Origin of the sequence: Paenibacillus oleatilyticus (assembly GCF_018998565.1) — a bacterium.
Lineage (GTDB): Bacteria > Bacillota > Bacilli > Paenibacillales > NBRC-103111 > Paenibacillus_G > Paenibacillus_G oleatilyticus.
This window is the reverse complement of sequence record NZ_JAHNZO010000032.1, coordinates 71830-94662: the sequence shown is the minus strand read 5'-3', so window position 1 is coordinate 94662 and position 22833 is coordinate 71830. Positions and strand designations below refer to the sequence as shown.

Annotated in this window: 24 protein-coding genes and 1 other annotated feature; of the genes, 6 read left to right on the top strand and 18 right to left on the bottom strand. The window is 54.5% G+C overall.

Features of this window, described 5'->3' with window-relative positions:
• Positions 1-127: 127 nt before the first annotated feature.
• The 5 genes from galU to KQX66_RS30060 all read right to left on the bottom strand — a co-directional run bounded on the left by galU (position 128) and on the right by KQX66_RS30060 (position 3880).
• The gene (gene galU / locus KQX66_RS30080) at positions 128-994 is read right to left on the bottom strand and encodes a UTP--glucose-1-phosphate uridylyltransferase GalU (RefSeq protein ID WP_216796918.1); all 867 of its coding nucleotides are present in this window, start codon (positions 992-994) and stop codon (positions 128-130) included.
• Positions 991-1839: a PHP domain-containing protein gene (locus tag KQX66_RS30075; RefSeq protein ID WP_216796917.1), complete on the bottom strand. Its 849-nt coding sequence runs from the start codon at positions 1837-1839 to the stop codon at positions 991-993. The genes galU and KQX66_RS30075 overlap by 4 nt, the downstream gene beginning before the upstream one ends.
• 37 nt (positions 1840-1876) lie before the next feature.
• Positions 1877-2788 carry a selenium metabolism-associated LysR family transcriptional regulator gene (locus KQX66_RS30070; protein ID WP_216796915.1) on the bottom strand — a complete coding sequence of 304 codons (912 nt, stop codon included), beginning with the start codon at positions 2786-2788 and terminating at the stop codon, positions 1877-1879.
• 158 nt (positions 2789-2946) lie between these two features.
• Positions 2947-3387, bottom strand: coding sequence for a hypothetical protein (locus tag KQX66_RS30065; RefSeq protein ID WP_216796913.1), 441 nt, complete (start codon positions 3385-3387; stop codon positions 2947-2949).
• Positions 3388-3613: 226 nt separating this feature from the next.
• Positions 3614-3880 carry a YlbG family protein gene (locus KQX66_RS30060; protein WP_216796911.1) on the bottom strand — a complete coding sequence of 89 codons (267 nt, stop codon included), beginning with the start codon at positions 3878-3880 and terminating at the stop codon, positions 3614-3616.
• A 53-nt stretch (positions 3881-3933) separates the two neighbouring features.
• Here KQX66_RS30060 and KQX66_RS30055 point away from each other — a divergent pair, with 53 nt between their 5' ends.
• A complete protein-coding gene (locus tag KQX66_RS30055; protein ID WP_216796909.1) occupies positions 3934-4953 on the top strand; it encodes an asparaginase in 1020 nt (339 codons plus the stop codon).
• Positions 4954-4994: 41 nt separating this feature from the next.
• On the opposite strand, the gene KQX66_RS30050 is transcribed toward KQX66_RS30055, so the two are convergent.
• The 3 genes from KQX66_RS30050 to KQX66_RS30040 all read right to left on the bottom strand — a co-directional run bounded on the left by KQX66_RS30050 (position 4995) and on the right by KQX66_RS30040 (position 9273).
• Positions 4995-5441 (bottom strand): YlbF/YmcA family competence regulator, encoded by a 447-nt coding sequence (locus KQX66_RS30050; protein WP_216796907.1) that lies wholly within the window; start codon positions 5439-5441, stop codon positions 4995-4997.
• An 89-nt stretch (positions 5442-5530) separates the two neighbouring features.
• Positions 5531-7582: a helicase-associated domain-containing protein gene (locus tag KQX66_RS30045; protein WP_216796905.1), complete on the bottom strand. Its 2052-nt coding sequence runs from the start codon at positions 7580-7582 to the stop codon at positions 5531-5533.
• On the bottom strand, positions 7579-9273 hold the full coding sequence (locus KQX66_RS30040; RefSeq protein WP_216796896.1) for a DNA repair helicase XPB: 1695 nt from the start codon (positions 9271-9273) through the stop codon (positions 7579-7581). Before KQX66_RS30040 ends, KQX66_RS30045 begins: the two co-directional genes overlap by 4 nt.
• Before the next feature lie 173 nt (positions 9274-9446).
• On the opposite strand from KQX66_RS30040, the gene KQX66_RS30035 reads away from it, so the two are divergent.
• The gene (locus KQX66_RS30035; protein WP_253957525.1) at positions 9447-9995 is read left to right on the top strand and encodes a thermonuclease family protein; all 549 of its coding nucleotides are present in this window, start codon (positions 9447-9449) and stop codon (positions 9993-9995) included.
• 80 nt (positions 9996-10075) lie between these two features.
• Here KQX66_RS30035 and KQX66_RS30030 read toward each other — a convergent pair whose 3' ends face one another.
• The 3 genes from KQX66_RS30030 to KQX66_RS30020 all read right to left on the bottom strand — a co-directional run bounded on the left by KQX66_RS30030 (position 10076) and on the right by KQX66_RS30020 (position 13131).
• Entirely contained in the window at positions 10076-11242 is a 1167-nt protein-coding gene (locus KQX66_RS30030; RefSeq protein WP_216796894.1) for a Gfo/Idh/MocA family protein, read from the bottom strand.
• A gap of 137 nt (positions 11243-11379) precedes the next feature.
• Positions 11380-11817 (bottom strand): CBS domain-containing protein, encoded by a 438-nt coding sequence (locus KQX66_RS30025; RefSeq protein ID WP_216796892.1) that lies wholly within the window; start codon positions 11815-11817, stop codon positions 11380-11382.
• A gap of 126 nt (positions 11818-11943) precedes the next feature.
• Positions 11944-13131, bottom strand: a complete 1188-nt coding sequence (locus KQX66_RS30020; protein ID WP_216796890.1) for a M20 metallopeptidase family protein — start codon at positions 13129-13131, stop codon at positions 11944-11946.
• A gap of 243 nt (positions 13132-13374) precedes the next feature.
• On the opposite strand from KQX66_RS30020, the gene KQX66_RS30015 reads away from it, so the two are divergent.
• Positions 13375-13722: a YugN family protein gene (locus KQX66_RS30015; protein WP_054974445.1), complete on the top strand. Its 348-nt coding sequence runs from the start codon at positions 13375-13377 to the stop codon at positions 13720-13722.
• A gap of 13 nt (positions 13723-13735) precedes the next feature.
• Entirely contained in the window at positions 13736-14878 is a 1143-nt protein-coding gene (gene ftsW, locus KQX66_RS30010) for a putative lipid II flippase FtsW (RefSeq protein ID WP_216796888.1), read from the top strand.
• A gap of 21 nt (positions 14879-14899) precedes the next feature.
• Here the strand turns inward: ftsW and KQX66_RS30005 are convergent, their stop codons facing one another.
• A complete protein-coding gene (locus KQX66_RS30005; protein ID WP_054977802.1) occupies positions 14900-15286 on the bottom strand; it encodes an Asp23/Gls24 family envelope stress response protein in 387 nt (128 codons plus the stop codon).
• A gap of 155 nt (positions 15287-15441) precedes the next feature.
• The gene (locus KQX66_RS30000; protein ID WP_216796884.1) at positions 15442-16227 is read right to left on the bottom strand and encodes an SDR family oxidoreductase; all 786 of its coding nucleotides are present in this window, start codon (positions 16225-16227) and stop codon (positions 15442-15444) included.
• A gap of 101 nt (positions 16228-16328) precedes the next feature.
• On the opposite strand from KQX66_RS30000, the gene cax reads away from it, so the two are divergent.
• Positions 16329-17381, top strand: a complete 1053-nt coding sequence (gene cax, locus KQX66_RS29995; RefSeq protein ID WP_216796882.1) for a calcium/proton exchanger — start codon at positions 16329-16331, stop codon at positions 17379-17381.
• Between the two features lie 46 nt (positions 17382-17427).
• Here cax and KQX66_RS29990 read toward each other — a convergent pair whose 3' ends face one another.
• The 4 genes from KQX66_RS29990 to KQX66_RS29975 form a co-directional block, all read right to left on the bottom strand.
• The gene (locus tag KQX66_RS29990; RefSeq protein WP_036688803.1) at positions 17428-17715 is read right to left on the bottom strand and encodes an Fpa/YlaN family protein; all 288 of its coding nucleotides are present in this window, start codon (positions 17713-17715) and stop codon (positions 17428-17430) included.
• Positions 17716-17956: 241 nt separating this feature from the next.
• Positions 17957-18205 carry an HPr family phosphocarrier protein gene (locus KQX66_RS29985; protein ID WP_216796880.1) on the bottom strand — a complete coding sequence of 83 codons (249 nt, stop codon included), beginning with the start codon at positions 18203-18205 and terminating at the stop codon, positions 17957-17959.
• A 100-nt stretch (positions 18206-18305) separates the two neighbouring features.
• Entirely contained in the window at positions 18306-19424 is a 1119-nt protein-coding gene (locus tag KQX66_RS29980; RefSeq protein WP_216796878.1) for an aminopeptidase, read from the bottom strand.
• Between the two features lie 30 nt (positions 19425-19454).
• On the bottom strand, positions 19455-20042 hold the full coding sequence (locus KQX66_RS29975) for a TVP38/TMEM64 family protein (RefSeq protein WP_216796876.1): 588 nt from the start codon (positions 20040-20042) through the stop codon (positions 19455-19457).
• Between the two features lie 367 nt (positions 20043-20409).
• On the opposite strand from KQX66_RS29975, the gene rpsD reads away from it, so the two are divergent.
• Positions 20410-21009 (top strand): 30S ribosomal protein S4, encoded by a 600-nt coding sequence (rpsD, locus tag KQX66_RS29970; RefSeq protein ID WP_216796874.1) that lies wholly within the window; start codon positions 20410-20412, stop codon positions 21007-21009.
• Positions 21010-21167: 158 nt separating this feature from the next.
• Here the strand turns inward: rpsD and tyrS are convergent, their stop codons facing one another.
• Complete coding sequence (gene tyrS, locus KQX66_RS29965) at positions 21168-22424, bottom strand: tyrosine--tRNA ligase (protein WP_216796865.1); 1257 nt, start codon at positions 22422-22424, stop codon at positions 21168-21170.
• A 55-nt stretch (positions 22425-22479) separates the two neighbouring features.
• Positions 22480-22781 (bottom strand) — a binding site (T-box leader).
• Positions 22782-22833 lie beyond the last annotated feature (52 nt).

The window sequence follows — 22833 nt, the reverse complement described above, 5'->3', positions numbered from 1 at the left end:
GCTACGCGGGGGCTTGGCCCCTCCCGCGACCGGATTTTCACCGGCTAGAAGATGCGTGCCTCTGGGCACGCTCCAAAAATAAAAACCGCCCTTCAGCGGATACGTTTCCGCTAGAAGGACGGTCTTCCTACATACCTAATCGCTTGCGCAAATAACTTTCGAACGGTCCGCGCAGCTCCTCCCGCTCCAGTGCCATCTCGATCGTCGCTTCGAGGTAACCCAGCTTGTCGCCGACATCAAAGCGCCGGCCCGGTACGGGAAACATCACCATATGCCGCAGCCGGTTCAGCACCTGCAAGGCGTCGGTCAATTGAATCTCGCCACCGCGGCCCGGCTCGCTGCGCTCGAGTATATCGAAAATATCCGGAGTGAGGATATACCGCCCGATAATCGCCCAGTTGGACGGGGCTTGTCCGCGTTCCGGCTTTTCGATCAAACCGTCGATATAACGATGCGAATGCTGTCCTGCCAAGGGCGAGACGATACCGTATTTGTCCACGTCGTCCCAGGGTACTTCCTGACAAGCGATCACCGACGTGTTCGTCGCCTCGTGCAGGTCGATCATTTGCTTCAGACAAGGCGGCTCCGATTGGATGATATCGTCTCCAAGCAGCACGGCGAACGGCTCGTTGCCGATAAATTTACGGGCGCAGAGCACTGCGTGACCGAGCCCAAGCGGCTGCTTTTGACGTATGTAATGAACGTCAGCCAGGTTCGATACGGACTGGACGATGCCGAGCAGCTCCTGATTTCCTTTTTCTTCGAGAATGGTCTCAAGCTCCATGGATTTGTCGAAATGGTCTTCGATGGCCCGCTTGTTGCGCCCGGTAATGATCATAATATCTTCGATACCGGACGAGATGGCTTCCTCAACGATATATTGAATCGCCGGCTTGTCGACGATCGGCAGCATCTCCTTCGGCTGCGCTTTGGTCGCCGGTAAAAATCGGGTACCGAGGCCCGCGGCCGGAATAATCGCCTTGCGTACGGTCATGACCGCATCCCCCTCCGTTCGAATAGCCGGTCTACGACGTCCGCAGCGACGCGGCGCGCCCCGATCGGCGCATGGAACACGACGCCGCCCCGTTCGCCATGATAATCCGATCCCGCCGTTACCAACAAGCCGTGCTCGGCAGCCAGCGCTTCATAATGCGCTTCCTGCTCCGGGGTATGGTCGGAATGGAATGCTTCCACACCGACGAGCCCGACTTCCGCAAGCAGCGGGATCAGCTCGTCCTGCCCGTACAGCCCCGGATGCGCCAGCACCGGAGCTCCGCCGGCCTCCAGAATCCACTCCACCGCCTGCTGCGGCGTGATGCGGGGCGGGTTCACATAGGCTGCCACCCCTTTGGCCAAATAACGGTCGAACGCTTCGGCCATCGAGCTTACATACCCTTTGCGCACTAAAGCATCGGCGATGTGCGGACGGCCTACGGTATCGCCCTCTTTTTTCGAGGCCCGCAGCGATTCGAGTACGTCGTCCATCGTGACAGAAAGTCCCAGCTCCTGAAGCTTGTTCACGATCATCTCGTTGCGCCGGTTGCGCACTTCTCTCAGCTCTGCAAGCCTCGCCAGAAACTGAGGGTCCGTATCGTCGATCCAATAGCCGAGCACATGAATGTCCTGTCCGGCATGAACGGCGCTGATCTCCACGCCCGGCACGACAGCGATGCCGTACTTCAAGCCCGCTTCCATCGCCTCCCGGAGTCCGCCCACTGTATCATGATCGGTGATCGCTACCGCTGCGAGCCCCGCTTCTGCGGCAAGCCGGACATTGTCGGCAGGCGGCCTCGTACCGTCCGAGGCCAGCGTATGCGTATGTAAATCTGCAAATGCCATAGAACCACAGACCTCCCTTTTTTCTCATATGAGTCTGTTATAACCACTGGCTTAAATCGCGCTCCCGCAAAAAGGTCATGAAGGTCACGGCCGAGATGGGAAGCAGCGTAGAGCTCAAGTAAATGGCATGAAAGCTGCGGGCGAAGGAAACTCCTTCGACGTTCTTCACCTGCAAAACGCCGAGGGCAGCTTCATGCTTGACGGAGGATTGTGATACGATCGAGATGCCGAGTCCGGCCTCGACGGCCGATTTTACCGCCCCCGTGCTGCCAAGCTCCATTACGATTTTCAGGGCGGATACATCGCAGCCGGCCCGGGCCAGCTCTTCCTCCATCACCTTGCGCGTTCCCGACCCCTGCTCCCGCAAAATAAACGGATATTTTGCAAGCTCCTCCAGACCGATCTGCTCGCGTTCGGCAAGCGGATGACGCCTCGGCACGATCAGCTTCAATTCGTCATTCAGCAAAGCTTCCGTATGCACGTCCGGATGATCCACCTCGGCCTCCACCAAGCCGAAGGTCAGCTGATGACTCAGCACTTCCTCCAAAATTTGCTTCGTATTGATGACCTTCATGCTGACGGAGATGTTCGGATATTCTTGTCCGAACGGTCCGAGCAGCCGGGGCAGCACATATTCCCCCACCGTTAAGCTCGCGCCCAGATGCAGCCGGCCTTCCAGCATATGCGTGAATTTGGACATGCGGATGTCCGTTTCCCTCATCAGCTCAATGCTGCGGGATGCAAACGGCAGCAGCGTCCGGCCGGCTTCGGTCAGCTCGACCCGCTTGGTCGACCGTACGAACAGCTTCGTCCCGAAATAGTCCTCAAGCGACTGCACCTGCATCGTCACCGCCGGCTGTGTCATATGCAGCGCCTGCGCGGCATAGGAGAAGCTCCCCTTCTCCGCAACGGTATGAAAAATATGAAGCTGATGAAAGTTAAGCGCCATAACGACTCCTCCGCAAGCGTTGTAGCCTCATTATATAAGAAAACCTTCATCGAAGCTAATTCGAGGATGCGCGACCGCGGATCAGCGGTTGGTTTTCTTGTGGGCGGGAAAGCGCTAAAAAAGCATGCCGACTCCCGGCATGCTTGAATCTTTGCAGTTTATCTTCGCTTACGGCTGTTCTTGATCAGCGTCATGCGCCGCGAATGGCGAAGCCAGGAGTAGTAGGAACGCAAATCCCGCAGCTCCATCGTCTCCGACATCCTCCCGAGAAACGTGACGACGATCATTTTGTACGCCTCCGGTTCCCCCGCCGATTCTGCCGTGTCCATCTTGACAAATTCGGCAACCATGACCAAATCCTCATCGATCAGGTAAACATCTTGCTCGTTTTTGTAGTAGGGTTGGATCGAGTTCGACTTCAGCTTGCTCCATAAAAAAGCCGTAATGTCGTGAAAGCCTGTCTTTTCCGTTTCCACTCGATCGACCCATCGGCTGCGAGCGTGATGGGTGACGACGATATCCGCAATCGGCTTGCCTCTAAGCAGCCCGTCGCGCGATACGTTTTTTCGTTCCCGGCCGTCGACTTTCCCTCCGTTCAACTTCCCAACCCCTTTCCTACAAAAATAGTTCCGTTACCCTATGTACACACGAAGCTACTTATTATTTTGCCTTATTCCAACTCGAGAATCAAATTAAAAAAACTTTAGAAACCGCAGGAGGAATTTGCTGCTTTCCTAAGGTGCGCATGCCCAAAAAAAGAATGGAGCTTCTGCGCACAGAAGCTCCATTCCTATCGTAAGCTATGATCGTATATTCGCTCCGAAATTACAGGGAATAGAATCTTGTCTTATCCGGAACGTTACTGTTATACTCGGTTTTGATCTCGTTTCGATACGAGCGTTCCACCTTTTTTACAAACGGCAGCTTCTGAAGCTGCTTCATCGTTTCGTCCAAACGGCTGGAATAAACGTACATCGCGGCATAGTGCAGTCTTTTGGAAATAAAATGGACATTCCCATATTTATCCAAATGCTTGCCGGCCGCTTTCAAATCGCTTACCCAGACAATAATGCCACTTCGCTCGGTAAACATGGACAATGACCTTCTTTCTGTTTGCTATAGGATCAGGAAAGGACCGATGAACGATGGGTGCACCGGAAAATGAATTGTTAGTCGAAATCTCCCGCAGATCGATGACCGAAAGCGTACACCGTGGTCATATCGCCATTGTGGATCACGAGCGGAAACTGCTAGCGTATGCCGGGAATCCGGAATTTTACACGTTTACCCGCTCGACAGCCAAACTGCTGCAAGCCATCCCGCTGCTGGAAGCCGGCGGAAGCGAACGATTCGGGCTAACGCCATCGGAAACGGCGCTGCTTTGCGCCTCGCACGGAGGGGAACCGGAGCATGCGGCAACCGCTTTGGAGATTTTACGAAAGCTGGGACTGGATGAAAGCGCTCTAGGCTGCGGCCCGCAGGAGCCGATGTATAAGCCCGCGGCCGATGCGTTAAAGCGGGAGCGGCACGAACCCGGACAGCTTCATAACAACTGCTCCGGCAAGCACGCCGGCATGCTAGCGCTTGCCAAGCTCATGAATGTTCCTATACAACAGTATATCGCACCCGAGCATCCTGTCCAGCAAAAAATGCTTCGGACGGTCGCCGATATGTGCGGGGTCCCGCCGGAAAGCATCACGCTTGGAACCGACGGCTGCGGAGTCCCCGTATTCGCCGTCCCGCTGGCCTCGCTCGCCTTCGCTTACGCGCGGCTCGGACGGCCGGACAGCCTGTCTCCGGAGCGGGCGAAGGCTTGCCGGACGATCATCGGAGCGATTCGGCAAGCGCCGTTCTATGTAGCCGGCAGCAACAGATTCGATACCCGCCTCGCCGCGCTGACGCAAGGCCGCATCATCGGCAAAATGGGAGCCGAGGGCTTATATGCAGCCACCGTGCCGGAGCAGGGCATCGGCATTGCCGTCAAAATCGAAGACGGCGCCGAACGCGCCATCTATCCCGCCGCAGCCGAAACGCTGCTCCAGCTCGGTTTGCTTAACCCCGAGGAGGCAGCGCAGATTGCCGGCTTCCACCAGCCGGCGGTGAACAACCGCCGCGGCGATCAGGTCGGCAGCGTCCGGCCGGTCTTCCGTCTTCATCGCGCCTAAAGCACGGGCCCGGGGTAGCCCCGGGCCCGTTTTATCGCTTGTTAACCGCACTTGCCGCTGCAGCTTCCTCCGGAAGAGCAGCCTCCCCCGGCCGCAAGCGGATCGTTCGAAGGCACCTTGATCGTATCCGATACGGAACGCGCGATGATCTCCGACACGTCGTGCAGCAAGTCGTCCAATCGTTTCTCCGCTTCCTTGAAGCGCCGGACGGATTCTACGGCATCAAGCCGATCCTGAACCGCCTTGACCCGGTCAAGCGCCTCATGATAATTCGGATGAAAATGCCCGAAGCGTTCGCACTCCTCGAACGATTCCTTGGCTTTGAGAAACTCCTTCACCAACTGCCGAACTTCTTCGTCGGTATCCTTGCGCTGTTTCCAATATAAATAATCCGCCGTTTCCGCGGAGAACTTGATGCGGTCAGCCAGCTCATATGACCCAAGCAGTATGGCAGACATGTCGAGCGTATGCGTCTCCGTTACCGCCATGCAGCAGCACCGTCCTTTCATTTGGGTATGGTTCGTCAGACCATGTCAGACATGTTTATCATACCATACTTGAGGACGGTCGTGCTGAATTAATATTTATCGTTGATCCCGGGAAGAATGAGCCTCATTTCCTGCCACTCCTCCGCCAGCCATCGTACCTCCGACGTTTCGTCCTGCGCGCCGCCGGACAAACCGAGTCCGGTCATGCACCAGGTCCCCCGCGTTTCCTGCACTTTGCGGGGAACGATGCGAAAATCGGTGCCATTTTTGCGGATTTGCAGCACTGAACGCATCTCGATCGCCTTTTCGACGATTTCTTTACGGGTCGATAAATGATAGTTTCGATAATCCCGGAGCCACGTTGAAGGAATATCCTGCAAGGAAGGATAAACGTCGGAGGCTTCCGGCAGCCGTGCCTGCAGTCTGAGAAAACCGACGGAATTTCTCGAGTAAATCAGCCCTTTGTCCATCGGCTCGATGGAAAACAACTTCTTCACGGACGCGGTCCGTTCGGCAGACAGCTTCGGGAAGCGGTTTGAGCTCGTTTCCCTATCCGTTCCCGCTTGCACCGCCGGGATAGCGGGCAGCCCGGGCATAAAGCCCGCTTTTTCCAAAACAGCCGCAAGCGGCTTCGCGTCTGCGGCCGTAATAAGAAAATCCCGTTCATTCAGCATTTCCTTCACGTACGGGGAAGCGGCAGGCAGCTTGGTTATCGTCCGGGCGGTTTCCTCGTCGGCGCAGCGAAGCAGCAGCGCTTGGGCAAAAACGGTTTTGCCGTACGGCTTCGCCCACTGCCCGATGCTTAACCGGACATGGTCCGGCACGCCGTAGAGCGCATGACGCTCCAGAAAATCGCATATTTCCGCAGCCGTACGGCCATTCTCCAGAGCCCGCTTGACGCTTTCCTTCGACAACTTATAGACGCTTACTTGATCCCGCGCCACCAGATCGGCTAGGCAGCAGAGCTCCCAACGCACTTTGCTCGCGACATCCGGCGGTACCAGGATATCAAAGTCGGGCTGAACCATAAAGCCGCCATCTTCCGCTTCATCCTCTCTGGCCGGCTCGTCCCGCAAACCGAGCGAAAACGTCCATCGGTAGGCAACATGCCCGCAGATCGGATCGGAGCTTTGTTCCAGAAATCCCAGCGCAGCGAGCGGCTCCAGCCACAGCCTGAGCAAATACCGGGTGCGCTCGGCCCTTTCCCCGCTCTCTAACGTCCCCGACAGTAGACCGAACGCCTCCAACCGCTCCAGCAATTGCTCCGCCGTTACCCATGTTCCGCCGTTTAAGCGCTCCAGAAGGAGCACGGCATGCTGCAGCCAGGCAGCGGCAGGAAGCGCCAGCGTTTTCCACAGCCCGTACAAACGGCGCATCTGCGCAACCAGCGGCTGATCGAGAAAAACGTCTACCGCTTCGACGCCCAGCTTAAGCTCTTCGTCTTCCGAAATGATAAGCTGCAAGCGCAAAAGCATATCCAGCACCAACGCGATCTTAGGGGAATACGTATCGGCATACGCATATTTCAGCGAAAGCGGCTCAAGCACCTCTTCTCGGAGCCGCACCCGTTCGGACAATTTTTGAAGCTGCTTTTTGTGCAAAGTTCCGTTTTTGGTCAGCTTAAGCCCTTGTTCGGCGGCAAAAACAAGCGAATGAAACAGATCGTGCGCCAGGTTCGGCTCGCCGGGGAAGGCAGGAATCAGGCTCCATTCTGCGCTTCCCGGCGCTTCGCCGAGCCCGGAGGACAAGTCGGGAAATAAAACAGTTTGCCAGCAAGCAAACCCGTCCTCGGGCATTAAATACAGATGCTCTCCCCATGTTTTGAGAAACGAAAATACGATGCCTTTGCGAAGCAATCCGGCCAGGCCCATTTTCACCTCGGCCCCGGACAAGGGATCGGCTGCCGCCCGTTCCAATTCTGCATCGTCAAACGGCTCGCAGCCGATTCGCCGGACAATCACCTCAAGGACCGTACGCTCGGAACGGCTCAGCCGGTTGCAGACGGTCTCCATCACGACGGGGTCGGTCCATATTTGACCAAGGGATACGCCTCGGCCAAGCCACGGCGCGTAGACCGTTTCGGCTTCCAGCCGGCTCTTCAGCTCGCGGGGCATCCGCGCCAGCAATTGCGCATAATTCATATCGAGACCGCCTCCTTCGATCCGTCCGCCCATTCGATCCGGTAGCGGTAGCCCTGCTCAATCAAGAACAGCTGCCGGTTCAGCGCGAACTCCTGCTCTTTCGTATCCTCGCTGACGAGCGTATAGAAGACCGCCCGGTTCGTGCCCGCCTTGGGCCGCAATATCCGTCCGAGCCGCTGCGCCTCCTCCTGTCTCGATCCGAAGCTGCCCGATATTTGGATTGCCACCGTCGCATCGGGCAGATCGACCGCGAAGTTGGCTACCTTGGATACGATCAGCACCGGAACTGTCCCGCCGCGAAAGCCGGCATACAACGCTTCCCGCTCCTCATAAGGCATTTCGCCGCTTATCATAGGAAGCTTCGTAGCTGCCGCAAGCTGGCGAAGCTGCTCCAAATATTGGCCGATAACCAAAATTTGCTCGCCGTCATGCTTGTCCAGCAGCTCGCGGACAACCTTCAGCTTGCCCGGGTTGACGCTGGCTTCCCGCATTTTCTGCCTTGGCGCCGCGGCAAGATAGGCTTCCTTCTCTTTGTCCGCCATCGGAACCCGGATCTCGACGCACTCGACCGAGGCTATCCAGCCTTGCGTCTCCAGCTCCTTCCACGGCATCTCGTAGCGCTTGGGCCCAACGAGCGAGAATACATCCTCCTCCCGGCCATCCTCCCGGATCAGTGTCGCCGTCAAGCCAAGCCGCCGCGTCGCCTGAATGTCGGCCGTAACCCGGAACACCGGAGCCGGGAGCAAATGCACCTCGTCGTAGACGATCAGACCCCAGTCGCGCTTATTAAACAGGTCCATATGGACGAACGGGTCGTCCTTCGATTTACGGTACGTCAAGATTTGATACGTTGCCACCGTAATCGGGCGCACTTCTTTCTGCATTCCCGTATATTCGCCGACCAATTCTTCCGTAATGTCCGTTTTATCCAATATTTCCCTTTTCCACTGCCGAACCGAAGTGCTGTTTGAAGTCAAAATCAGCGTCGCGCAGTTCAGCTTTCCCATCGCCGCGATGCCGATCACCGTTTTCCCGGCGCCGCATGGCAATACCAGCACGCCGCTGCCTCCTTGCAGGCTCCCTTCCCGATAAAAGGAATCGACCGCCGACCGCTGATATTCCCGCAGCTCGAACGCCTGCCCTCCGCCCTCTTCCGTCCGGAGCCGGATAGGAAGCGATTCACCCCGGCTGTAGCCTGCCAGATCTTCAACCGGAAAGCCGAGCTTAACGAGTTCCTGCTTGAGAAGCCCCCGATACCGGGCGGAAAAACGAAGCGTTTGCGAATCGACCTGACACAGCCCATACGACCGCAAGGAACGGAAAGAAACCATCTCCTTGATCGCTTCCACGTCTTTTGAAATAAGAAGCAAATCGTCGCCCAGCCTTTCCATGCGAACAAGACCGTACCGCTCGACGAAGCGCCGGATATCTTGTTTTACAGCGGCCGGAACGCCGAATTTCGCAAGACGGTCCAAGAAGCCGATAATCTCCTCGGACGTCAGTCCGGCAGCCGCGGCATTCCAGAGAGAAAGCGACGACATACGATACGTATGGATGTTCTCCGGCGATTTGACGAGATCCGCAAACTTGGCAAGTCCGGCCCGCGCTTCTTCGAAAGCCGGGTGCCGCACTTCGAGCAGCACGCAAAAGTCGGTTTGCACGATCAACGGGCGGTCTTTATGAAATGTCATCTCCCGATCCCTCCACTTGTAGCTGTCAGTTTTAGTATGAGGGTTGAAAGGGAGATTTAAACATCTTGCCGGTCAATCCCGGCCGCTGCCTCATTTGCAACAAAGAGCGGGAAGCTCTACAATAGACGACGTGCCTTTTTATGATTGGAAAAATGAGAGAGGAGGATGGAGTCATGGGAAGCATGGGGAGAAAACAGACGATAGCGGGACTGCTCATTTTGGCGATCGTGCTGCTGCTTGCGGCCTGCTCGAAATCAGGGGCGGACGGCGACGCCTTCGCTAAGGAAATCTTGAAGCAATACCCGGCATTGAAGGACCATAAAATGACGGTCATCGAGGTCAAGCGGGTTGTCGACGGCGATACGTTCGAGACGAAGTCGGGGGAAAAGGTGCGCTTAATCGGCGTCAACACGCCGGAAACGGTGAAGCCGAACAGTCCTGTCGAACATTACGGAAAGGAAGCCAGTCAATTCACGAAATCGAAGCTGACCGGCAAAACGGTATACCTCTTTGCAGACGCGGGAGATAAAGACAAGTACGGGCGGCTGCTGCGGTATGTCTTCATTCAAGGCGAGCCTGCGATGTTCAACGAAACGCTGATCCGCGAAGGCTACGCCAATACGATGACTATCCCGCCTAACGTGATGTTCCAGGACAGCTTCGTCAAGCTGGAGCGGGAGGCGCGCAGCAAGAAAAAAGGGCTGTGGGCCGACAATAAATAAAAAACGTCGATCTTAACTGAAAAAAACGGTCCAGGCGCATTTGCCCGGACCGTTTCGTTATGTGGCTGAACTTTGTAAAATTAATGAGTTCCGCTGACATCCATATGGTCCAGCTTACGGGTTTCTTTTCTATACGTGGAGTTTTGAATGCGTTCCTGCAGCTTTTCGTAGTACAGGTCTTCGTCGATCGGAAGATCGACCCAATTGTCGGTCCAGGAGGACAGATGCATCGCGTTCGAAAGGGTCAGTCCTTTGATCCCTTCTTCTCCCGGCGCCAGCAGCGGCGTACCATGCAAAATATGATCGACGAAATTTTGCGTAATCCCTTTGTGCTGCCCCCCTTCCGAGGAGCTTACCGGAATCTCGCATTTCCAGCATTCCGGCGCACCGAAGCCGCCCTTGAAGTTACGGTTAAACTCGGACTCCGGCACCCGCAGCCGCCAGAACGTCAGCTTACCGTCTTCGATGACGATTTTGCCGCGGTCGCCGCTCACTTCGAACCGGTTCGTACCCGGGGCTTCGCCGGTCGTCGTCACGAACAAACCGGTCGCTCCGTTCTCGTATTCTACGTAAGCGGTCACGTCGTCCTCGACTTCGATATTGCGGTATTTTCCGAAATGGCAGAAAGCGCGAACCCGTTTGGGCATCATATCGATCGTCCACTGCCACAAATCGAGCTGGTGCGGGTCTTGGTTCAGCAGCACGCCTCCGCCTTCCCCCGCCCAAGTCGCCCGCCAGCCGCCGGAATCGTAATAGCTTTGGGAGCGGTACCAGTTCGTGATGATCCAATTGGTGCGCCGGATTTCGCCAAGCTCTCCGGAGGAGACGAGGTCGCGCAGCTTTTGATACAACGGGTTCGTGCGCTGATTGTACATGATACCGAATGCTTTTCCGGAACGGGCGGCCGCCTCGTTCATCTCCCGTACCTGTTTCGTGTAGACGCCTGCCGGCTTCTCGACAAGCACATGATAGCCGCGCTCGAATGCCGCAATCGCCAAGTCCGGGTGGTCGTAATGCGGCGTGCAGATAAGAACGGCATCGAAGGCTTGCGAAGCGAAAAACGAATCCAGATTGTCAAACAGCTGGAACCGGTCTCCGTACTGCTGGCGAACCCATTCGAGACGCTCCGGGTTCGTGTCCACAATGGCAGTCAGCTCGCCTCCGGGCACTTCATTTTTGGCAAAATAATTCGTATGGCCCTTCCCCATATTGCCGATTCCGATAAGTCCAAATCGTACTTTGCTCATCGTTTCCCCGCCTCTCCTGACATCTCCTTGCCTAAATTAACCTTCTTTTCGACTCCTTCATTATACATTGCACACGTGAACAAAACAATACAAAAAAATCGTTCCTCCGGCCTTACGGACGAAAGAACGATTGTTCATTAATGCACCGTTTGCTTATCCTGTTCGGAAATTTGGCTGAGTGCTTCGCCCGCTTCATCCTCGAATTTGTCGCGGACGGCCAGGTCTCCGATGGATACGATCCCGACCAGATCGCCGTTCTCCACAATCGGGAGCCGGCGGATTTGTTCTTTAGCCATAATTTTGGCCGCTTCGTCCACCGTGGTCTCAGGCGGAACAGACACAACTCTTTCGCTCATCACCTGCTTAATCGCCGCGGAGCCTTCCCGTTTCTCCGCATACCCACGGATGACGAGGTCCCGGTCCGTCAATACCCCGATCAGCTTCCTTCCTTCGACCACGGGAATAAAGCCCGTATCCTCCTGCTTCATCTTAACGGCCGCCTCGTATACGTTATCCTTCAACGTGACCGTCGAACAATCGGTCGTCATAATTTCCCGAAGCGTTCTGGTGCTCATGGCAAACAACCTCCTGAGAAAAGGAATTGGCAGCCTGTTGCCGTTCCTAGGCCGCTGCACGCTTAGAATTCCCTTCCCCTCGGCTTCCCATTCGTCCCGCCTGTTGCTATTTCCCGGGAGACGAAGTCAAGCTCTCGTCGCATTTTCCTTCATATAATCTTGGATCATGGCGATAAATAGCCGGGCGGCGTGTTCCATCGATGCTTCGTCAATATCGAATTTCGGATGGTGATGCGGATGTATGACGCCCTTCGTTTTATTGCCTGCACCCACGAACATAAAGCACCCTGGAATTTTTTCCAGATAATAGGCATAGTCTTCACCGGCCATAATGAGCGGCGCCGTCCGTCCGCCTTCCGTGCCGATCGCCCATGCAGCCGCGCGGTAAAACCGTTCCGCTTCCTTCGCATCGTTGACAACGGGAGGATAACCAAGTTTGTAATCGACTGTGTAAGCTGCTCCGTTCATCAGACATGTCTGCTCAACGATCGTCTCAAGCCGCTCTTTCACCTGCATGCGCAGGGCGGCATCGTAAGTCCGGACCGTCCCTTTAAGCACAGCAGATTCGGCAATCACGTTAAAGCTCGTACCGCTGTGGATCGATCCCACGCTGACGACACAGGGCTGTGTAGGGTCGGTGTTGCGGCTCACGATCGACTGTAAATTGACAACCAGCTGCGAGGCGACGTACACGCTATCCACCGTCTCATGAGGCAGACCGCCGTGCCCGCCCTTTCCTTTGATCTCGATCACAAACTCATCCGCCGCCGCCATCATCGGACCGGGCTTGCAGTAAGCCGCCCCGACCTCAAACGGCGTCCACAAGTGAATGCCGTAGATGACATCCACCCCGTCAAGCGCGCCTTCCTTGATCATGCCGAGCGCCCCGCCCGGGGTCATCTCTTCAGCCGGCTGAAATATAAACACGATGCTGCCGCTCAGCGCTTCCTTGTGCTCGCTAAGGGTTCTGGCCACGCCGAGCAGAGTTGATGTATGAGCGTCATGGCCGCAGGCGTGCATCACGCCCGGCACCGAAGAGGCGTACTCGCAACTTTTTTCATCCTGAATCGGCAGCGCATCCATATCGGCTCTCAGCGCCACCGTCGGCCCGTCCGACGCTCCGCGCAGCTTGGCCACGATCCCGTGCCCGCCTACGCCCGTCCGAACCTCCAGTCCCCACTGCTTCAGCAAGTCCGCGACAAAAGCCGCCGTCTTCGATTCCTCGAACGAAAGCTCGGGATGGCGATGCAAATAGCGGCGCCAAGCGATCATATCGGGCACTGACGCTTGCAGCGTTTCTTCTATCGATTTCATAAGGTACCCCTCCGTCTCCTCTTGCCGCTGTCCGGCGCATTTAAATGAGCGATCGCTGAAATGTAGTACCATTTTATCAAATCCTTGAAACGGTTTCATCCATGTGTCACAAGAATTTCACAACTTTATTCGGGCGGGCAACTTCCCTCTGTGCATTAGGCTTGCACAAGAAAGGGAAACATACTATCATGAATAAAGGGTTAACTGTAGAGTCGAGGTACATATTTCTAGGAGGGTTTTGTTGTGATCATTGAAAATAGCGGAATTAAAGGCATAAAAAGCGACCTTGCGCATTTGGACGAAGTGATGGAGCAGCTCGGCTTCGTACGTTGGCAATGGGAATATTACCGCGCGACATACGATCTGCAATTGCCGGATCGCGAATCCACGAACGATTATTTCCTGCGCATCAATACCCGTGTCGAATCCGGAAAGCTGGAATCGCCTTATGCCATTCTTTATGTCGAGGATGTCTACATCGGCCAAGCGACGTTCCCGCACGGCGTCAACTATCAGGCCGCCATTCCGGACTACATTATGAAAACGGCTAGCGGCAAGCTCGCTGAACTGAAAGTCAAGCTGACTCAATAAGCGGGGGACTGTTATGACAACCCCGCGTCGAGGAACGCCCGATTTTTTGCTGCTCTTCTTGACGTTTTCGCTCGTGTGCTTCGGGTTGGCGTTTGTTTTTAGCGCAAGCATGGCGTATAGAGCTAACGATCCCTGGTACTTGGCAGTGAAACAGGCGATATTTGCCGGTCTCGGTACGATCGTTATGTTTTTTTGCATGAATGTAGATTTCCGAAAATTTCAGAAATGGGTCGTACCGGCCCTTTTCGTCGTTTCGATGCTTCTGCTGCTCGTTCCGATTGTCGGTAAAGTCATGAACGGCGCTACGAGCTGGCTCCGCATCGGCGGGTTTTCCCTGCAGCCGACCGAATTTGCCAAGCTTGTGATTATCGTTTATTTGGCTTCGATTATCAGCAAAAAAGGCGACCGGTTCCAGGACTTCAAACGAGGACTTATGCCGCCGCTCGTCGTTATCGGTTTCATCTCCGCGCTGATTATGATGCAGCCGGATCTCGGTTCCACGATGGTGCTGGTGCTTTGCGCCATGCTGATTATCATTGTTGGTGGGGCCCAGCTCAAGCATGTATTTTATTTGGGCACCGGCGGAGTCGTATTCTTGACCATAGTGGGCATGATTTATTACATCATCACGAACGGGACCAGTCACCATTTTGCGCGGTTTACAGCTTATTGGAACCCAGCCAAAGATCCGCACGGAAGCGGTTTCCAGCTTATGCAATCGCTGTATGCGTTCGGACACGGCGGCCTGACGGGAGCAGGCTTCGGACAAAGCGTGCAGAAGCTGCACTATTTGCCGGAGGCGCACAACGATTTTATTTTTGCAATTATCGGAGAAGAGCTCGGCTTCATTGGCACCTTCCTCTTTTTGCTGGCGTATCTTGCTTTTCTATGGCGCGGGCTGATTGTAGCGCTCCGCTGCCAGGACACCTTTGGCATGCTGCTGGGCGTAGGGATTGTCGGAATGATCGGCATTCAGGCGTTCATCAACATGGGCGGGGTCACCAATACGATTCCGATGACCGGCGTCACGCTGCCGCTGATCAGCTATGGCGGCACCTCGATGCTGACAACGCTGGCCGGCCTCGGTATTCTGCTCAGCATATCCCGAGAGTACAATAAGCCAGAAAAAGAACGGGAAACGAAAAAGAGAGCCTGATCCAGGCTCTCTTTCTTGCTCTTACTTGACCCGGTTCGGGTCCTCCACGACGGCTTGTTCTTCCTCGCGAAATGCGACGCCCTCAACCTTAATATTGACTTCAACGACCGTCAGACCGGTCATGTTCTCTACCGCATCGCGCACATTTTCTTGAAGATCGCGACAAACCTCATGGATTTTACTTCCGAAATTGACAATCACTCGAAGATCGATAGCCGCTTCCACTTGGCCCACTTCCACCGAAACGCCCTTTTGCACGTTTTTGCCGCTCAGACGTTTGGCCAATCCTTCGGAAATACCTCCGGACATACCGGCAATCCCTGGAGTCTCCAGCGCAGCCAATCCTGCAATAGTCGCTACGACGTCATCTGAAATGCGGATAAGACCTGTTTGAATTTCTTCGCTCATGAGGATCACTCCTTCAAGGATTATAGCTCTATTGTAATAACTTCCAAGCGGGAAAGCAAATGTACCGCGCAGCCATTTGACAGTTTTCGACATCGCCCGAACTCGCAGGAGCTGCAGGTCGGAACAAGCCGATAACGGAGCGCCTGAGAATACCTCTAAATAGCCTTAACCGACCCGCCGTCGACATAAAAAACCGAACCGGTCATGTAGCTGTTGCGCGGCGATAGCAGGAATGCCGCCGTGGCAGCCAGCTCCTCCGGCTCGCCGTAGCGGCCAAGCGGAATGTCCTTGACCATGCTCTCCCGTATCTCTTCAACCGTCACCTGATCGCGGGCCGCTTTGGCCGAATCCAGTTCAACCAGACGATCCGTGCTGATTCGGCCGGGACATACGGTGTTCAACAAAATTCCGTCCGGGCCCCACTCGACCGATAACGTCTTCATTAGACCGACGATCCCCGTCCGCAGCGTATTGGACAGCACCAGACCGGGGATCGGCATTTTCACCGACGACGAAGCGATCGTGACGATCCGTCCTCCCTGCTCCTTCATCAGCGGATGGAAGCCTTTGACAAGCCTGACAACGCTCATGAGATTCAAATGAATGGCGTGGAGCCATGCTTCCTCGACCAGCGACAGGAAGCTGCCGCTCGGCGGCCCTCCGGCATTGCATACGAGAGCGTCAACCCGGCCGAACCGGTCGGCAGCCTGCTGGACGAGCCAGCCGATTTGCTCCGGGCTGCTTAGATCGACGGCCATGCCAATGGCCGATACGCCATATTTTTGCGCCAACTGGGCCGCTACGTCGCGTACGGCCTGTTCATCGCGGCTGCAGAGCAGTAAATCGGCTCCTTCCGCCGCCAGCTGCTCGGCGATCGCCCTGCCCAATCCCTTGCTGGAAGCGGTGACGACAGCTTTTTTACCTTTTAAATATAGATCCATAAAAAACTCCTCCCTAAAGTATTTTACTTTGTCCGAAAATTGATTATATTAGAATAGATTTTATTCGAGTTAGGTATACTTTACCACATGAGGTGATCCTTTTGAAACGCCATGGTTTTACGATCGGTCTGCTTGCAAGCTTCGCCCTAAGTGCAGTGGCCCACTATGTCGGAGCTCCCACATTCAGCCCTACGGTACAATTTTTAATCTCGGCGGTAGCGATCGTGTTTGTCGCCGGCTTCCTGGGAAAAGCTACGGAAAGCGTAGCGCATTATGCCGGGGAAAGACTGGGCGGTTTTCTGAACGCGACGTTCGGCAATGCCGCAGAACTCATAATCGCCATCTTTCTGGTGAAAGACGGGATGTTCGATATCGTTAAAGCCAGCATCACCGGCTCCATTATCGGGAATATGCTGCTGGTGCTCGGACTTAGCGTGCTGCTCGGCGGATTGAAATTCAAGGAACAGACCTTCAACATAAAATTGGCCGGTCACAACGGTTCACTCATGCTATTGGCCGTTATTGCGCTGTTCATTCCTGCCGCTTTCGCCCGGAGCTTCACCACTCAAGAAACGTCCAATCTGAGCATCATCGTATCCGTGATCCTGATCATCGCTTACCTGCTCTGGCTCGTCTTCTCGATGATCACGCACAAGAACGAGCTCTCGGATGAAGTCGTCGAGCACGGGGAAGCCGCATGGTCCAAAGGCTTATCCATTGTATTTCTGATTGTCGCTACCACCATGGTCGCCTTTCAGAGCGAGTGGCTTGTACATACGCTGGAGCCATTCAGTCATCAATACGGACTGTCCGAGCTGTTCGTAGGCGCCTTCCTGATTGCTATCGTCGGCAATGCCGCGGAGCACAGCGCCGCCATTATGATGGCCCGGAAAAACAAAATGGGCGCCGCCGTCGAAATCGCGGTCGGCAGCAGCCTGCAGATTGCGCTGTTCGTCGCGCCTGTGTTGGTGCTGCTCTCGCTCTTTTTCGGCAAAACGATGGATCTCGTCTTTACGACCTACGAGATCATAGCCATCGGCGTAGCCGCGTTTATCGCCAAATCGATCTCCAAGGACGGAGCCACGACGTGGTTCGAGGGCGTGCTGCTGCTGGTGGTCTATATCATTCTGGGCATTGCGTTCTTCTTGGTGTAGAAGCCATACGATACAAAAAAACAAAGAGTAACCTTCCCAGTGAAGGTTACTCTTTGTTTTGACTCATAGCCTCATAGAGCTGGGCCACATTCCGTTCCAGCTTCATCAAGATTTGTCTGCCCGCCGTCTCGGTAATCAGCTCCGCCCGGATCGCAAAGTCAATCTCCCGCGACAACCCGTAAATTTGCGTATCTAACACCTCTTCATACAGAGGACATTTGCGCGTGGTTAAGTTTTCCATCTGCACTTCAATCAGCTTCTCGATCTTGTCCGCATCTTCTTGCAGCAGATGCAGGGCCTTCTGCGACAAGCTGAGCAGCACATCCGACGACATGGTGCTCCCCCCCTGTAATCCAACCATTTGCGTTCTCCGGCGGTCAACCGGACGAACATGCGGCCCCGGTTCTTATCCGAAGCAGGCGCTTAAACGCCGATAGTTTTATATTAGTCGAAAACGGCGCAATACACAAGTCGATAGACCAAGATAGACGCCGGACTTTGAGAATTATTCTCAAAAAAATAAATAAAGGCATCTTCGCCTGCGCGAAAATGCCTTTACCTGGAAATCGTATGGATTAGTCTTGAATGCTGTTGATCTTAAGACCGTGCTTCGCGAACACTTCGGCCATCGCTTTCTTCGCTTCGTCGGCATCCGGTCCGTGAACATGAAGATCATAGTTGCTGGATGTGAGCAGCGTCGTAAACAAGCCGAGAATGCTCTTGACATCGATATACTTGTTATCATACTGAAGAACAATCGAAGATCTGAATTTATTGGCGGTTTGAGAAATTTCCACGATTGCGGCGTTATTGGCGTTTGGCATACAAAATCCCTCCATGCGTCTAGTGACGGACAAGATAAATCGCTTTCTTCAAATATGATACCGTGGAAGGGAATAACATGCAACACTATTTTCGTTACGATTACTTTAAATTTTCCGGGTTAAGCCCTTCCAGCTCCGGAATGACGAAGCGTCCGTCCTTGCGGATCAACCGGTCGTCAAAATAAATCTCGCCCCCGCCAAATTCCGGCCGTTGAATAAGCACCAGGTCCCAATGAACGGCGGAGCGGTTGCCGTTGTCCGCCTGCTCATACGCTTGGCCGGGCGTAAAATGAAGACTGCCGTCGATTTTCTCGTCAAACAGCGTATCCTTCATCGGGTATAAAATATGCGGGTTGAACCCGAGGCTGAATTCCCCGATATACCGGGCGCCTTCGTCCGTGTCGAGAATTTTGTTCAGCCGGGCGGTATCGTTCGCGGTAGCCTCGACGATTTTGCCGTTCTCGAACCGGAAGGTGATGTTCTCGAACGTAACTCCAGAATTTTCGGAAACCGTATTATAGGCGATAACGCCGTTCACGGAATCGCGTACCGGAGCGGTATACAGCTCGCCGTCCGGGATGTTGCGGCGGCCGCAGCATTTGACGGAGCCGATGCCTTGGATCGAGAAGGAAATATCCGTTTCCCCCGGCCCCACGATGCGCACGCGGTCGGTCCGGTTCATCAGCTCCTGAAGCGGCGTCATCGCATCGGACATTTTAGCGTAATCCAGGTTACAGACGTCGAAGTAGAAATTTTCGAATTTTTCCGTGCTCATGCCGGCGAGCTGCGCCATCGACGCGTTCGGATAACGCAGCACGACCCAACGCGTATGCTTGATCCGCTGCTCCATGTGCACCTTTTGGCTGTAAATTTTTTTGTAAAGCTTCATCTTATCCTCAGGCACGTCGGACAGCTCGCTTACGTTTTCGCCGGCGCGAACCGCAACATAACAGTCCATATCCTTCATTCGCGACAGATGCATATCGGCCCAATGCTCCAGGAACTCGGGCGTCGCAGAACGAAGCACGGCCGCCGTAATCGCATAGTCCGTCAGCTCCACGTAAGGATGGCCGCCACGGGCATGCACCTCTTGTATGAGACATTTGACAATTTCCCGCTCGGAGCCGATCATCTCGATCAGCACCCTTTCGCCGGGCTGTACATTCAAAGAATAACCTACAAGATTACGAGCCAGTTGTTCTAAACGGGGATCACGCATCGAATCTTCTCCTTTTTCCATTTACCAATGTTAAAATTTGCTGCCGCTTTTGGTCCATTTGTTTTTGTAATAATTCCCGATGATCAACAGGACGAAAAACAAGGCTAATGCGGCAAAAAGTCTTCCTTTATATCGGCCGAGATGGAGCAGGTCGTGCCCGATTACCGATTCAAGGAAAATCATCGGCGCTTTGCCGATCAACGTGCCGATCACAAAATCCCTTGGTTTGACCTTCATGACCGCAGCGCCCAGGTTGATGCCGAAGGAAGGTATCACCGGAATAATCCGGCTGGCTGCGATGTACCAAAGTCCGTGCCGCTCCAGTCTCCCGCTCCATTGCTCGATGAAATCGTACTTCGCGAGCTTGCCCTGTACCCATGCCCTTCCGTAATTTCTCGCCGTATAATACGCAATAAACGCTCCAAGGCAAGCAAACACATAGTTGACCAGAAACCCTCGCCACAACCCGAAAATCAAGACGTTAGCCCCGGCTACCAAGACAAAAGGCACAACGGGGAACAGCGTCTGCAGCACAACGAGCAGCGCCCCCGCGACATGACCTATCGATCCGAGAGAACGGAGCGCTTCCGACAACTGGTGGACATTCCAATTGGCCACTGGTCAAGCCTCCCTTCGCATATCATATTGTACCAGAAATTGCTTCCGATCACGAACCTATTGGAGCGATAGCTTGCAATAAAAAAGCATATTTTCGTAAACCGGCCCCATATTCCTATGCTTGACACAACCATATCCATCTTATAAAATAAGAAGTCGAGAATAAGCATTGGAATTGCTGCTCTGACAGCCCGTGCTTATGGTGGAAGCTTGCGTCACCCTCTGTATGATTTTGCTGCCGACAGGACCGCGGCTGGTTCTTCTTGTCGGGTGCGGATCGTTAAGAAACGCTTCAGGCAAAATCGGGCACACGCTTCACCCGTTTATTAACTTAACCAAATTATTGATAAAAGGAGCTTTCCAACTTATGGCACGCTACACTGGTCCTAAATTTAAATTAAGCCGCCGCCTCGGCATTTCCTTGAGCGGTACTGGTAAAGAATTGAAACGTCCTTTCCCTCCGGGGCAGCATGGCCCGGGACAACGCAAGAAGATGTCCGGCTACGGCGTTCAATTGCAAGAAAAACAAAAACTTCGCCACATGTACGGTTTGAACGAGAAGCAATTCCGCAACCTGTTCAACAAAGCTACCAAGCTGCAAGGGATCGCAGGCGAAAACTTCATGTTCCTGCTTGAAAGCCGTTTGGACAACCTCGTATACCGTCTGGGCTTCGCCAACTCCCGCGCCGGCGCGCGTCAATTGGTTTCCCACGGTCACATTACAGTTAACGGCAAGAAAGTCGACATCGCTTCCTACACGGTAAGCACTGGCGACGTGATCGGCCTTCGCGAGAAAAGCCGCAACCTGTCTTCCGTTAAAGAAGCTTTGGCAAACCGCAACTACCTGCCTGCTTACCTCGAATACAACGAGGGCGCATTGGAAGGCAAGTACGTTCGTTGGCCTGAGCGCTCCGAGCTCGCTCAAGAAATCGACGAAAAACAAATCGTCGAGTTCTACAGCCGCTAATTTTTAATCGTAGAAGAGCTGCTTTGCAAACAGGGAAACCTGCTGCGAAGCAGCTTTTTTTGCGCCGCGACTCTGCCCTCCCCTGCCGGAATACCGAAAAAAAGGATGCTTCCGCCGAAGTCGAGACAAACTTGCGGAGCATCCTTTTCTTATATGGCTTACCCTAACGTAATGCGGGCGAATTTGCGCTTGCCGACCTGCACGATTTCGCCGCCCTGCGGCGCGAGCTCGGCGTTCGGATCGTCGATTTTCTCCTCGTTGATCTTCACTGCGCCCTGCTGCACGCTCCGGCGCGCCTCGCTGCCCGAGCTTTGCAGACCGAGCGTAACGAGCAGCTTCACAATGCGGATTTTGCCGTCTTCCAGCGCCTCCTGTGGTAAAGCTACTTCCTGGATATCCTCCGGCAGAGCGCGCTGCTGGAAGACGGTGACGAAATGCTGCTGCGCTTCTTCCGCAGCCTGCTGCCCATGATACATCCGGACGAAGGTGTAAGCGAGCCGCATCTTCGCATCCCGCGGATGAACGGTGCCGTTGCCGAGCCCGTCGCGAAGCTGCTGCAGCTCTTCGTTCGAAATGTCGGTCGCCAGCTCGTAATATTTGAGCATCAGCTCGTCCGGCACGGACATCGCTTTACCGTAAATTTCGTTCGGCTCTTCATCGATTCCGATATAGTTGCCGAGACTCTTGCTCATCTTCTGTACGCCGTCCAGCCCCTCAAGCAGCGGGTTCATGATCGCTACCTGCGTATCGACGCCGTATTCCTTTTGCAGCGTGCGCCCCATCAGCAGATTGAACTTCTGGTCCGTTCCGCCCAGCTCAATATCGCTCTTCAGCGCCACCGAGTCGTAGCCCTGCATCAAGGGGTAGAAAAACTCGTGGATATGAATCGGCAGGCCGCCGGCGTAGCGTTTAGAGAAATCGTCCCGCTCCAGCATGCGCGCCACCGTCAGCTTGGCCGACAGCTCAACGACATCGACGAACGTAAGCGGTCCGAGCCATTCGGAGTTATAGAACAGCTGAGTTTTTTGCGGGTCCAATATTTTATAAATTTGCTTCTGATACGTCTCCGCATTGCGCTTGACGTCTTCTTCCGTCAACTGCTTGCGCGTCTCGGATTTGCCCGTTGGGTCCCCGATCCGCCCGGTGAAATCACCGATGATGAGCTGCACCTGGTGGCCGAACTTCTGAAACTGGCGCAGTTTGTGCAGTACGACCGTATGGCCGACATGAATATCCGGAGCCGATGGATCGAGTCCCAGTTTTACTTTCAGCGGAGTTCCCGTTGCGACGGAATCGATCACCTTCTGCTTCAACTCATCCTCAGGTACGATCTCCACGACTCCGCGGCGAATCATCTCCAGCTGACGGTTCACCTCCTGCTGCTGCTCCGGTGTCAATTGTTCCCATTTTGCCATTGCCTGTTCCTCCTGCTTAGTCTCTAAATTTGCAAAATAAAAAAAGCCTCTCATCCCAAGGGACGAGAAGGCTTTGCTCGCGGTACCACCCTAATTAAAGCCCGGCAAACGAAACGGTATCGTAGGAAGAAACTGCGAGTCCTTCACCCAAGACCGTTGCCAAAGCTTTCACTTCATCGGATAACGGGCTGCTGCCCGATCGGAAGCTACTAACGGGCGGCTATGGTATGCCGTTCCGCGGTTCCCTTCCGCTGCTCCGGACGGTAATTCGGTCTAAGGTCGGCTGCCGGTTCGCACCATCCACCGGCTCTCTGCAAGCTTAGTTCCTTATCCTACTGAGTCCATCACTGCATTTCAGCGGTATACAATTATCCCTAGTTATATCACAAGGCCAAAACGATTGTCAAAC